This is a genomic window from Levilactobacillus andaensis (assembly GCF_016861695.1).
GTDB classification, from domain to species: domain Bacteria; phylum Bacillota; class Bacilli; order Lactobacillales; family Lactobacillaceae; genus Levilactobacillus; species Levilactobacillus andaensis.
Genome location: NZ_BOLP01000021.1, coordinates 15,754 through 28,361 on the forward strand (window position 1 = coordinate 15,754; position 12,608 = coordinate 28,361).

A 12,608-nucleotide genomic window follows, 5' to 3' on the forward strand; every position below is an offset into this window, starting at 1 on the left:
AGTATATCAAGCATCACTCACAGAAGAGTGGTGCTTTTTCTGTTGGTGAGATTACTGAAAGGAAAGATAAACATGACAAATAAAGAATTTATCGAAAAGGCAAAGCAATTAGTCGCTGACTATACAAATACGCATATGGATATGTCAGGCTTATCCTATAGTCCATTACCTGATCCCCGAATTTTTCCAAGCAACGTTTATGTCGTTTGGATGGCCAAGACGTTACAAAATTCAAAGGCACTGTTGAGTACGACTGTAAGTGACGGCATGTACTACGAGCTTACTTATAACGGTGACAAAGGGGAAATCTATTTTGATGCCTACAAGAAGTTCGAAAATATCGAATACAGTGCGGAAAGAGTGGATTAGTAAGGGGTGTTGAAAATGGCATCAGAATCGAACCCATTAGCTGGGTTTCATGTAGCTTGCTATAATATGGCGCGATGGCAATTCTTCGTTGATGGTCAATTGGTGAATTGGATTCCTAAAGATATGCTTTTTAAAGTAACCTCATCCAGTTTGTTGATCAGTACATTTATCATTGATGACAATCTGGAGCAGTTCTTTAAGGGACACGAGTTTAAAGCAGTTTATGGGCGTATGGTCGTGACAGCTTCTATTGATTCGGTAGCAATTTTGCCTAGTCTTGAAGTTAAGAAAATCGAGGTTCCATGGGTCACACTACGAATCGGAAGTCGGCCACACATTGATTATGTGAAGGGAATGTAAGGAATGAAGCTAAGTCAATTAGGCAAGATTGCCACAAAATTTAATGGCCACATAGTACACGATAAAAAGAAAAAGCTAATCACGGTTACTGATGAGCGTGGTGTAGTTCACGCGCAGATTTCCGATGATCACACGGGCGTGTTTGTGCTCCAATCGTGGAATGACTCACCATTTCCAACTGAATTAGGGGTAGCGGTGGTTGAATTTGCCGGGTCTCACCCACTGTTCCGTATGGATATGAACGTTTAGAATCGGGGACGGCATGATGAGAAAGTATATGGTCATGAACGATGAACAGTTGCAGAAAGCAATCCATCAGCAGTGCTCAGCGACAGTAGTTGATGTTGACGGAATGGATTGCATAATTGTCAGCATTTCAGCTGTTGGAAATGAACGGTATTTAGTAGATTACAGTCCGGTCAAACCGGCTGTTCGTCATTCTAAGAAGGAAGATGTCAAAACCATGGATTTTAGTAAGGCGTTAAAACTATTAAAGCAAGGAAAACGGCTACGACGTAAAGGATGGAACGGTAAGGGGATTTTTATCAAATTGAGAACGGCCACTGCCAATTCGGATATGTCACACGATTTTATCTACATTGACACGACTGGCTTACAGACGGATAACCAGGGAGCCCCTAAGGACCGTGTCCCATGGCTGGCTAGTCAAACTGACATGTTAGCGAATGATTGGGAAGTAGCCGATAGCCAGTATTTAAACCGCTTTTCCGCAGACGAATACTTGCTAGGCACGGGTAATAAGATGCACGTTAGTCCCAAAATCACCGTGAATGTGGATACTGACCATCTTACGGAAAAGATTGCTGACAGTATTTCTAAGGCAGTAAGTGAAAGCTTGAAGAAGGCCGCTAAAACAACTATTGACCAGCTTGGGCTTAACGACAGTACGGGCAAACAGTGTGCAATCATCCTCCAAAATGGAGTGAAAGGGCTGCACATTCCTATGAATGGTCACTATCCGGATTTATTGCTTGAAGGTATTCAGCGCGAACTACAGGCTTGCGTCGATTCCGGAGAACTTCGATTTTAGCGAATTTTTCTGAAACAAACTCAACACAAATTTGATGACCGGAGGTGGTGAACTTGATTGGCACGGGCACGGAATCCTAAACGAGATAAAGCAAAGCAAATGTGGCTTGAGTCCGATGGTAAACGGCATTTGAAGGATATTGCTGAAGAGTTAGGCGTATCACCAAGCCAGATTCGCAAGTGGAAGTCACTTGATAAGTGGAGCGACGAACTCAAAGGTAACGTTACCAATGATGGCGACACCGAAAAGGAGCGTTACCATTCATCGCACCATAATCAGAATGCCGCCGGCAATGATGGTGGGGCACCACCCGGCAATAAAAATGCTGTCGGGAATGTTGGCGGTGCTGCACCTAAGGGTAATCGCAATGCCTTGGTGACGGGTGAGTACGAGACCATTGACTTTGACACGATGTCGGATAAAGAGCGCACCCTTTTCGAGGGAGTGACCGATGATCCGTTGTTGACCATCAACACCCAGATTCGGACACTTAAAATTCGGCAACATCGCATCATGGAGCGAATCAAGGCTCGCCAGGAGATGGAAGATGCTGACGCAGTGGACCGCTCAGTTAACGTGATTTTTGACACTCACAACAAAGTATATCTTGATACGGGTAAAGCTGTCCAAAACCGGAAGATTGATGATTTAGGCCGTCTGGATTCGGCACTTAACGCAGTCAATATTGCGCTTATGCGGGCAGTCAAGCAGAAGCAACAGATTATCAGTTCTCTCAGTGATGAGCGCCGTAGCTTGCTGAATATCCAGATCGAACTGGCTCAAAACGAGTTGCTGAGCGTGAAAGAAAAGACTGGCGAACTCAACTTGCGTAAGCAGATGGGTCAATTGTCTGTTGAAGAATTGAAAGCTTTGAGGAAAGGAAGATGACCATGATTTTAGCTGATTTGCCACCAGAACAGCAAGAATATCTTGCCGAAGAGGCGGAATTTGAGCTATCGCGCCGGAATTACGCGGAGTACTTCATGATGACCCAGAATTGGGGCCGTGATGAGGACGACGCTAAGCGAACGGTCATGTACCCGTACACACAGCTTATCTGTAATGCGCTGCAACCTATTCTTGATGGGGAGCGGCGTTTTTTGATTGTTGAAATGCCGCCACAACATGGTAAGTCGACGACTATCACTGAAACGTTCCCCTCAGCCTTCTTGATGAAGAACCCTGACAAGGAAGTCATGGTGACCAGCTATGCTGACGACTTAGCACAGCGGTTCGGTACGCGAAACCTAGAGAAATTCGGGCAATTTGCCGGTCGTATGTACGGACTCGAAGTCTCTGAGCGCAAACATACCGCCAACGAATGGCAGATTGCGGGACACCGCGGGGCCATGCACAGTACGACTATCTTAGGGGCCGCGACTGGGAAGCACGCTGACTTACTGATTGTCGATGACCCCCTGAAGGACATGCAACAGGCTAATAGCCCGACTATCCGCAAGAAGATTCTTGAGGAGTGGCAAGGGAGCCTTAACTCGCGGCTATCAGCTGACGCTTCGATTATCGTGATCATGACGCGTTGGCACGTATCCGACTTGGCTGGCTATTTGCTGGCTGAGAAGGCTCTGCCATGGCAAGAACTCAGGCTGCCACTGATTGCCGAAGACCATGACTTACTGGGACGTAAGCCTGGTGAAACGCTGGCCCCTGGTAAACCACTCTTTAAGGATAAGAAGTGGGCCGAAGAGAAGCGCGTGGTATCTGGTAGCAAGGTTTGGGCAGCACTGTACCAGCAACGGCCGGTAATCGAAGGCGGGAACATCTTCAAAGAATCCCAGATTCACTACTACCTACCTGATACAGCTACTGCCACCAAGCTGGGACTTGACCATGATGAGACTGTGGCTATCCAGCCTAAGCTTGATAAGGTCTGGAGCAGTTGGGACCTCACGTTTACCGACAAGGACACGTCCGACTTTGTGGCCGGGCAGACTTGGGGCAAGCAGGGGGCTAACTTCTATCTATTGGACCGCGTACACGCACGTATGAGTTTCCCACAGCAAATTGCGGCCATTAAGTCGATGAGCCAGCGACACCCAGATTCTAGTGGGGTGTTCGTTGAAGACAAAGCCAACGGGTCCGCGGTTATCACCCAGATTCGTAACTACATTTCTGGCGTGATTGGTGTTGTCCCTAAGGGTGATAAGACGGAGCGGGCTAGCGTAGTCGTCCCATTCTTTGAGGCTGGGAACATTTACCTGCCACATCCACGCTGGCAACCGTGGGTCCGCGAAATGCTTGATGAGTGGACCGGGTTCCCGAACATGGAACATGATGATGAAGTTGACTCAATGACTCAGGCACTTAGTCAGAACATGGCTTCTAAGATGCCACAGGCTACTGTTTACGAACACAGCTTGTATGGCGGTATTTTGCACTAGGAAAAGAGGTGAACTAATTGGCAATTGGAATTGATCACTACCACGTTAGGCAGAACGCCCTTAACCGCTTCATTAGTGGCTACGGGGATTGGAACCAAGACCACTCACAGTTCCTAAGCAAGGATGTCTACGTGGACGAGAACGATGTACTGCGGTGCGCACCGGATTTTGACATCGCACAAAACTTCGGCCAGATTTACACGCTGCTGAACAACTACGATAATCTACGCGATATTTACCACGAGAAGATGCGGTACTACAAAGGCGACCATAGCAGTATCCGGACACGAACGTATACCGACCCAACGGGGGCCAACGCGAATGACGATCGTAACCGAGTTGTGGTGAACATGCCTAAAAACCTAGTGAATACCTTTACTGGTTACACGAACGGAATCGCCCCCAAGATTACTTACTCTGACAATCCAACAGCTGATGGCGAGCCTGACCAGGCGTCTAAGGCGGTCAATGATGATTTGGCCGTACTCTTTAGCCGCAGCCGTTTTAACGATGTGATGTTTGAGTGGTCGAAGCAGGCTGCCATTCACGGACGAAGCTACTGCCTAGCCTATCTGAATAGCCGCCAGCAACTGAAACTGACGTTTAAGAGTCCTGAGAACGCGTTTGTTGTGTACAGCAACAGCAATGACAGCACGCCAATGTTTGGCGTTGATTTTAACCGAATTCAGGGCGCCTACTATGGCACGGTACACACGGTAGCTTATGACTATCAGTTCACTAATGGGGATGTCAACAAAGCAAAATCATCTGTTGGATTTGAGAATAGTGTGATTGGCCACCAAGGGAAGATACCTAACCCATTTGGGATGATTCCACTGATTGAAATGGCCCAGAACGATGAGCGTGAAGGCGTGTTTGATGACGTGATAAGTTTGATTGACGCGATGGATAACACCATGTCGGCCAAGATTGACGATGTCGATTACTTTCGCGCGGCGATTCTCTACATCGCCGGGGTCGCACCACTTACCCAGGAGCAAAAAGAGACCATTCGCAAGTGGCATATCTTCCAGATTCCTGATACCGTCATGATGACTGAGAACGCAACGCAAAAGTTCGATGTCCACTATCTGGAGAAACCCGATGGGGATAACATTCAGGAGAATTCCATCAAGCACCTAACTCACCAAGTTTATGACACGGCACAGGTCACTAACATGTCTGACCCTGACTTTGCCAATTCAACTGCAAGTGGTGTGAGTCTTGATAAGAAAATGCAGCCAATGCAAATGATGGCTGCCATCAAGTTTCGCAAGATGGAGGCCGCAATGCAGGACCTGCTTTTCTTGATTTATTCGTACAACGATGGCGGGGCGGCTCGTTCCTATGAAGACGCTGATGAGATGGTACGTGATACGGCCATTCAGTTCACACCGAACGTGCCGCATGACACGCTGCAGGAGTCGCAAATCGTGAAGAACTTGAATGGCATCGTGTCACTTGACCAGTTGCTTAGCTACTTGTCCAGTATCAAGAGCATTCCTGATGAGATTGCTCGAATCAAGAAGCAACAGGCCGCTAATCAGAGCAAATTCGCTGGTGTGTCGTCAGGTAACGGGCCAGTTGGCCCCGAGAACGAAAGCGATTCTCAAGATGACGATGAAAACGAAGGCGATGATAGCTAATGGCACTCACTGGGTTGCAACTCATCAAGCAGCGTGAGCAGCAGATTAAAGCTACTGATCGTGGGGATGACATCTACATCGATTCTCTGATGGCTGGGGCCAAGGGGAAAGTCGCCGAGACACTCAAGTACTTTAGGGACCGGTACGCGGTCAATGGAGTACTTTCAGTATCGGAAATGCGGTCAAACGTGAACGACAGCGATTTTACCATGTGGCAAGACTTTATCCAGCAGTACGGGCCACGTCTGGTAAAGGATAAGGCTGCCAAGTACCGCCTAGATAGCGCTAAGAGCCAAGCTGGCCTTGACCGTGAGCACTTACTGAGTTCGATGGTCGCCATTTCCGTGACTTATGCTGCTGCGGGGATTAACCAGTACAACAACGACACGCTAATTGCTGAGGCTAACAAATCTATGCAGTTTCAGAACCGCTTTATGCGTACCCGCGGAGATGAACCTTTAGACACAGCTGAACAGGTCGAATCCGGAGCCATTAAGCTAATCAACAAGGAGACTAAGGGATTGACGATGGAGGATCGGGTGTGGTTGAGAACGGATGTTCTAAGCGGCCAGGTCACCTCTGCAATTGACCGATCACTTCAAGTCGGACTGGACGATATCTACTACCAGAGCTACCTCTTTAGGGAGGATAGCAACAGCAAGAACTCAGTTTCTAAGGCGTTCAAGTCAGCTAAGGGCTCGCTAGCCAACCACGTTCTGCGGGATAAGAAAGCGGAAGCTACGGCGCTGGCTGGGGCGATCGTTGCCGAGAAGAACGAGTTAAATGTTGCCTACTGGTACAACGTCGAGGACGGCCACGTTTGCGACCAATGCATTCAGCTGACCAATGGCAGTCCCTACCCATCACACTCTATCCCTGGCGCCCCGCATGGCGGGTGCCGTTGCTTTATCGTCTACTACAAAATTTAGGAGGAAATTACCATGGGAGAATCAAATCAAGATCCAGCACCTAAAAATGTGAGCGCAGAGCAATTCAATGCTCTATCGCAAAAGGTTGACAGTCTCGCTGGGCTACCCGAACAACTTAAAGGGCTGACCGACACGATTAAGGGATTGACAGCTACTAGCCAACCGACCCCACCAGCACCTAAGCAAGACCCAGAACCGCCTACTCCCAAAGAACCAACGGAGTTAGGCGGTTTTACTTTGGACCAAATTCAAGCAATGGCCGCTGAAAATAAAGCCAATGCTGAAAAATCACGGCAAACAGCATTGGAATCAGCTGCTAAGGAAAATGGTATTACACTGGACGACAGCTTATCAGCAATGATTCTGAACTCCAGCAAGACGCCAGAAGATATTGCCACAAACATCAAATCGCTTGCCGGACTGAAAACGTCAGAACAGCCAAACCCTGACCCTGGATTTAATCCAGATAGTAATCACACGTCAAAGGGTGCATTCAATGAGGCACTGACTGCCAGTTTTGGCGAGAACAACAAAGAAAAGGAATAGGAGGGCTCAAAATGCCATTTATTAAGACACGTGTTTTTGGCACAGGTCGAGAGATTCTGACCAATTTTAGTCACGCATTGCCATTATCCTGCATGGTGCAGGACACTAACGCCACCGCAGATGATAACGGGGTCAAATTCATTAAGGCTGGGACGCCATTAGGTGCTACCGGATTTAAGATTCGTGACCGTGAAAAGACAGTTCTGTCCCCAGCGACTGACGCCAGCCAAGCAGTAGGAATTGCCATGCACGACATCAACGTAAGCGATGGCGTAGCGCGTGACACAGTTATTTTTCGTGGGGATGTCGTTTACAGCAACATGGACACGGACGTTCAGGCGCTGTTTACGGACGAAATGGAAAAGGCATTATCACCACAAATCACTTTAGTCTAGGGAGGCTAACTCATGACAGCAATGGAAAACATCGCGGAAATCAATACGCCAAAGAATATGCTGACGTGGTACGAGAAAAAGATTTTAACTTTGCCACCATATATCGGTGAATTGTACTTCCCATCAATCAAAGTTCAAACCGACTTGCTCTCTTACCTCATGCAGAGCCAGCGTGCGCCAATGTTGACCGCACAAAGTTCTTATGATTCTCGACCAGTACCAATGAACCGGGATAAGTTCGAGCAAAAGGTACTGCACACCAAGTTCTTCCGTTCCGCTATGGCGATGAATGAAAAGGACCTGGTCGAGCTTAACCAGGCATTGGCTGACCAGAATGATGGATTGATTAAAACGGCAATCAAAAAGTTGTTTGACAATAAAGTACAACCACTGCTAGACATGCGGGCCCGTCGTGAATGGCTTGACATGCAAGCACTGGTTACCGGTCAAATCTCACTGAACCCTGCAGAACCAACCCTGATCTATGAAACTGACGAGCGCTTGGACATGGAAGCTGCGACTGACTGGACAGACACAGAAAACTCTGATCCGTTCAAAGACATTACCGATGCGGTCGACAATCTGAAACACACTCATGGTATTGTGCCGAACCAAATCTTGATGAACACGAACACGCTGCGAATTTTCCGTCATAACGAAAAACTCAAAGCAACGCTGTTTACCAACAATATCAACACCAAGAACGCTTGGCTGCCAGAAACTACAGTAATCAATGCAATTTTGGATGAACTGCATATTGTTCCGGTCGTCTATGACCAAGGGTTTGAAGACGAAAGTGGCACCTTCCATCCATACGTTCCAGATGGCAAGGTAGTCATCATGAACGCACCAATCCCACAAGCCTTTGCTAAGACGGGGGGGAATTCCTCAACTGGTGTCTCAAACGGACAACCAATCGGTCATATGGCGTTTGCACCAACTCCAGAAGAACTGCAGAATCAGCTTGGCAACATTCCAAACAAGGACATTCAATTTTATGATACTGCGGTCGCTTACCACGAGTACTTCGATAACGCCTTGTCACAATTCCAGACCATTATCTCTATGAACTGCTTGCCAACGCTTGAAGGTGGACGAACGATTGTACGGATGACGACTTCCAAGCCGGCAGCTAGTGGAACCACGACTACGACTGATACCGGAGCGAGTAAGTAGCGGTGCGAGTAAGCCCACACTAAATGGAATCAATACTACACCGACGACAGTCAGAATCAATTTGAGCTAGGAGGATTATCTTATGGCAGATACAGTAACATTTGATATTTTTGATGATAAGGGTACCAAAGTGCTTGATGGGAAACCGTCTCCCGATGTGCTCTCAAGTTTGAACAGTAACACGACTCTCAAGGGCTATACAGCAGCTTACGCTGGAAAAGATGCCAAGCTAGCGCTACCTGACATGATCACTAAGCCCGGCAAACCATCATTAGCAGTTACAGGTGACGATGGTAAGGCTACTTACACGGTCACTCCAGCAACTGGGGACGGTGATACGCCACGCACCTACACGGTCAGCTACTCTGCTGATGGCAAAACGTTTACCAACGCCACCGGCACTGAAACAACTGGTGAAGTGATGGGGCTGACTAACGGGACAGACTACACTTTCAAGGCTGTCACAAACAACTCAGATGGCAGTTCTACAGTTTCCGACACGGTAACGGTGACACCGGCGGCGAGTAAACCCAAGCTAGGGGACATCTCAACCACTGATAATAGTGCCACAATCAATCTAAGCTAGGAGGAAAATAGCTGATGGCTGAAAAAATTGAATACGCAAAATTGACTCGCTACACCGTAGTAAAAGGTGATAGCGAGTTTTCTATTGCCGAGCATTTTAAGGTTAGCGTTGGTGCTTTACGAGAGGTCAATTCCCGCAGTGCTGGCAACTACCTGAAGCCGGGTCGCAAAATTTACTTGCCACTCGAAAAATAGTGAGGAGGCCATATCATGGCAGTCGAAGATGAGGGCCATACGAAGCTGATGAATTCAATCAAACTACTTGCTGGGGCGGATGCCGCTGGCGTTAGTGATGAGCAACTTGAAAAATTCATCGACATTGCACGGGCCTATGTCGGCACGTTTAAGCCACCTGAAGCGGTGGCTGACCAATTAACCGCACTATGGGTTGCACACCTCTTAGCGGCTAAAATAGCCAATCTGGGGACGGTAAAAATCAATAGTGTTTGGATTGAGCGTGAAAGTGCGTCTGGTAACCAATGGTTTGATCAGTTCTGGTCCTTACTTAACGCTTTAGGGCTTGGGAAAGCGCGGGTGATTGGATTTTGACACAAGATTTTAACGACGCTGACGGGATTCTTAGGGAATTCCGCAAGCTGAACAATCTTACTGTGCGTGTTGGGGCCTTAAAGGCTACTGATGGGCACTCTGAACAGCATATGGAAATGATTGCCATGGCTAACGAAAATGGGGTACCACACATCCGGCCGGTCCATGGTCAATGGCTGACAATTCCAACCAAGTTGGCTGGTGATCATAGCGCCAGGGAGATTGACGGACTTTTTAAACCACACGGTAAAAATGTGCTGGTCAAGGCTAACGGAAACGGCGGATTAGACATCTATTTCATTCTGAAAAAGGAAATCACGGTGCCTAAACGTCCGTTTTTAAGCGGTACATTTATCCGTAAGTTCGAAACTTCGTGGTTCGAGTTAGCTAAGGTGGAAATCTCTAAGCTTAGTGTTGGTGAAATGACGGCCCGTGAAGTGATGGCAAGCATGGGACGTCGAATGGCACGCGATGTGCAAGCTACCATTTCTGCAATGAAGTCACCGGCTAACGCACCGGCAACCATTGAACGTAAGGGTAAGGATAACCCGTTGATTGATACCGGGGCTTTGTATCGGTCAATCAGTTGGACGGAGGATGTGTATGGATAATCTAATGCTAGCGCAAGTTAGAGACATTTTCCCACTGCTGGCGGTCAACTTTGAATTGCTACAAGTAGGTGAAAGTACGCCTGACGATTCGACTGGTGGGTTTTCAGCACCGGATGATGATGCGACGGACCTTACGCCTATCAAACAGATTTGCGAACCATTAATCCCTGAATCTAAAGCTCAGTCCATGCAGATGGGGGCAGGCGGTGGATTTACAAACTATGTCTATCAATGGTTCTCACTGACTGACTATCCCAAAGGCACACTCGTTCTCTACGCAGGAATCGTTCTTGAGGTAGTTGAACGGGAGCCGTACTGGGAACAGGGGGGGTTCGCCATCTACTACTTGCAGAACAGAAGTGATCACAGTGACTTATAAGGCAAAAACTTATGATTGGAATCGAATGATCGAAGGATTGGTTGCAGTCATGCGTGACATCACCGGCAATCAAGTTCCAATCTATAGCCGCTCCCGGTCAGCAGACCATAAGGGCTATCCGTTTATCGTTTTTGACCTGCGTCAGCATCCAGAAATCGTCCAATCAGTCGAAAAGACCCATGAAATTTTTGACCGAGTGATTTCGGTTCAGTGTTGGGCGGAGACGGACGGTGAGGCTAATGCCATCTGTGACGATCTACAGACACTGCTTTATGACTTCAAGTACCGGGAGCAGCTTAAATCTTATGGAATTATTTTTGAGAAGGTAGTCGAAAGGGACCATAGCAGCGATGTTTTGGCCCCTTTTTTGCAGGCTTCTTACTACGGGTTCGATATGGTCGTGCAGCTGGTTCGTAACTACACGAGTGAGTACCCGAATATCACAAAATATGGGGGTTCAAATAATGACTCAAACGATTAATGGCCGAGTGATCGAAGTATCTTCGGTCCATGTGACAACAAGTTATGCACAAGTTGTTAGCGACATTGGAATGCGTGGCGTTCAAATGAGTGTCGCGGGTACCAAGGAAGGTATTAAGAACTACCGCAGTCTGGCCGATTTGCAAGACGACTACGACATCGATACACCAGTCTGGAATCAGGCCAATGCGTACTTCAAGGGCACACCAGACGGGGCCTTCTTTGTCATGACATACGACAAGGACTATGTCGCAAATCAAAAGCCAACACTGGATGGAGTTACCACGACTGATGATTCTGCAAGCGTGGCTTTGTCAGGTACGCCAGCTGCCGAAAGCGGGTTAATCCACGCTCTCAGCAAGTACTACTACGCTGGTGCTGAGTATCATCTGTTCCCAATCGCCAGCGAAGACGATAAGGCTATGGCGCTCACGCTATCTAACTTCGTTGAAGCACAAGACCGTGGGATTTTAATGCTGTCCATGACTACTGAGGCTGGACGTATCGCGGTTGCTGATGACTTTACGTTCTTAGAACAAATCAAGGCTAACCGAGCTACTAAGCTGGTCTCTCTACCAGCCGACAAAGATGCTACTAACTCAATTGGTGCCGATGCTTTAGGCCACTATGTTGGTGATGCTGCCGGTGCCAATTTTAAGTTCGTTAGCGGTTTAAGCGTGACACCACAGGATAAGTACGAATTGACAAACGACGATATGGCTGTTTATGAAAAGTACAACGTCGGCACTTATGCTAATGAGAATAATCAGGACATCATCACGAATGGTCGGACACTTTCGGGGATGGCACTGTCAACGATGGTCATCAAAGATTCTATGGCTAAGGACATTACCAGTACCGTAAGTGACTACTTGTATAAAAACCGTCGAGTGCCATACGCGTCAACAGGGATTAAGGCAGTTCGGGGATTACTGATGGGTATTCTAGGCAGTTATCAAACGGCCGGTCTGATCAAGAGCTATACGCTTAACGACCCTGATCCAGACGCCATCACTGAAGAAAAGAAGGCTACTGGCATTCTTGATATCTTTGCATGGACTTGGGAATCAGTCCCAACCATTGATGACGCTGAATTTGCACAAACCTTAGTCGTTTACGACGGGCAATAGAGA

18 protein-coding genes are annotated in these 12,608 nt (G+C 47.7%); all 18 read left to right on the forward strand.

Features of this window, described 5'->3' with window-relative positions; translation table 11 throughout:
• Positions 1–72: 72 nt before the first annotated feature.
• The 18 genes from JUF10_RS12830 (at position 73) to JUF10_RS12915 (ending at position 12,605) form a co-directional block, all read left to right on the forward strand.
• On the forward strand, positions 73–369 hold the full coding sequence (locus JUF10_RS12830) for a DUF6275 family protein (RefSeq protein ID WP_203642938.1): 297 nt from the start codon (positions 73–75) through the stop codon (positions 367–369).
• Between the two features lie 15 nt (positions 370–384).
• Complete coding sequence (locus JUF10_RS12835) at positions 385–729, forward strand: hypothetical protein (protein WP_203642939.1); 345 nt, start codon at positions 385–387, stop codon at positions 727–729.
• A 3-nt stretch (positions 730–732) separates the two neighbouring features.
• Positions 733–978: a hypothetical protein gene (locus JUF10_RS12840; protein WP_203642940.1), complete on the forward strand. Its 246-nt coding sequence runs from the start codon at positions 733–735 to the stop codon at positions 976–978.
• Positions 979–1,012: 34 nt separating this feature from the next.
• Positions 1,013–1,780, forward strand: coding sequence for a DUF2829 domain-containing protein (locus tag JUF10_RS12845; RefSeq protein ID WP_203642941.1), 768 nt, complete (start codon positions 1,013–1,015; stop codon positions 1,778–1,780).
• Between the two features lie 57 nt (positions 1,781–1,837).
• On the forward strand, positions 1,838–2,668 hold the full coding sequence (gene terS / locus JUF10_RS12850) for a phage terminase small subunit (RefSeq protein ID WP_203642942.1): 831 nt from the start codon (positions 1,838–1,840) through the stop codon (positions 2,666–2,668).
• Positions 2,665–4,179, forward strand: a complete 1,515-nt coding sequence (gene terL / locus JUF10_RS12855) for a phage terminase large subunit (protein ID WP_236008253.1) — start codon at positions 2,665–2,667, stop codon at positions 4,177–4,179. Before terS ends, terL begins: the two co-directional genes overlap by 4 nt.
• Positions 4,180–4,196: 17 nt before the next feature.
• Positions 4,197–5,825 carry a phage portal protein gene (locus tag JUF10_RS12860; protein WP_203642948.1) on the forward strand — a complete coding sequence of 543 codons (1,629 nt, stop codon included), beginning with the start codon at positions 4,197–4,199 and terminating at the stop codon, positions 5,823–5,825.
• Positions 5,825–6,754, forward strand: coding sequence for a hypothetical protein (locus JUF10_RS12865; RefSeq protein WP_203642950.1), 930 nt, complete (start codon positions 5,825–5,827; stop codon positions 6,752–6,754). The genes JUF10_RS12860 and JUF10_RS12865 overlap by 1 nt, the downstream gene beginning before the upstream one ends.
• A 12-nt stretch (positions 6,755–6,766) precedes the next feature.
• The gene (locus JUF10_RS12870) at positions 6,767–7,300 is read left to right on the forward strand and encodes a hypothetical protein (RefSeq protein WP_203642952.1); all 534 of its coding nucleotides are present in this window, start codon (positions 6,767–6,769) and stop codon (positions 7,298–7,300) included.
• Positions 7,301–7,311: 11 nt separating this feature from the next.
• The gene (locus JUF10_RS12875) at positions 7,312–7,695 is read left to right on the forward strand and encodes a hypothetical protein (protein WP_203642954.1); all 384 of its coding nucleotides are present in this window, start codon (positions 7,312–7,314) and stop codon (positions 7,693–7,695) included.
• A 12-nt stretch (positions 7,696–7,707) separates the two neighbouring features.
• Positions 7,708–8,871, forward strand: coding sequence for a major capsid protein (locus JUF10_RS12880; protein WP_203642962.1), 1,164 nt, complete (start codon positions 7,708–7,710; stop codon positions 8,869–8,871).
• An 82-nt stretch (positions 8,872–8,953) separates the two neighbouring features.
• Positions 8,954–9,457: a fibronectin type III domain-containing protein gene (locus JUF10_RS12885; protein WP_203642964.1), complete on the forward strand. Its 504-nt coding sequence runs from the start codon at positions 8,954–8,956 to the stop codon at positions 9,455–9,457.
• A gap of 14 nt (positions 9,458–9,471) precedes the next feature.
• On the forward strand, positions 9,472–9,651 hold the full coding sequence (locus JUF10_RS12890) for a LysM peptidoglycan-binding domain-containing protein (RefSeq protein WP_203642966.1): 180 nt from the start codon (positions 9,472–9,474) through the stop codon (positions 9,649–9,651).
• 15 nt (positions 9,652–9,666) lie between these two features.
• On the forward strand, positions 9,667–10,005 hold the full coding sequence (locus JUF10_RS12895; protein WP_203642969.1) for a DUF4054 domain-containing protein: 339 nt from the start codon (positions 9,667–9,669) through the stop codon (positions 10,003–10,005).
• Positions 10,002–10,616 (forward strand): hypothetical protein, encoded by a 615-nt coding sequence (locus JUF10_RS12900; RefSeq protein WP_203642971.1) that lies wholly within the window; start codon positions 10,002–10,004, stop codon positions 10,614–10,616. Before JUF10_RS12895 ends, JUF10_RS12900 begins: the two co-directional genes overlap by 4 nt.
• Entirely contained in the window at positions 10,609–10,995 is a 387-nt protein-coding gene (locus tag JUF10_RS12905; protein WP_203642973.1) for a hypothetical protein, read from the forward strand. The genes JUF10_RS12900 and JUF10_RS12905 overlap by 8 nt, the downstream gene beginning before the upstream one ends.
• Positions 10,985–11,476, forward strand: a complete 492-nt coding sequence (locus JUF10_RS12910) for a phage neck terminator protein (protein ID WP_203642975.1) — start codon at positions 10,985–10,987, stop codon at positions 11,474–11,476. Before JUF10_RS12905 ends, JUF10_RS12910 begins: the two co-directional genes overlap by 11 nt.
• Complete coding sequence (locus JUF10_RS12915; RefSeq protein ID WP_203642977.1) at positions 11,460–12,605, forward strand: DUF3383 family protein; 1,146 nt, start codon at positions 11,460–11,462, stop codon at positions 12,603–12,605. Before JUF10_RS12910 ends, JUF10_RS12915 begins: the two co-directional genes overlap by 17 nt.
• Positions 12,606–12,608 lie beyond the last annotated feature (3 nt).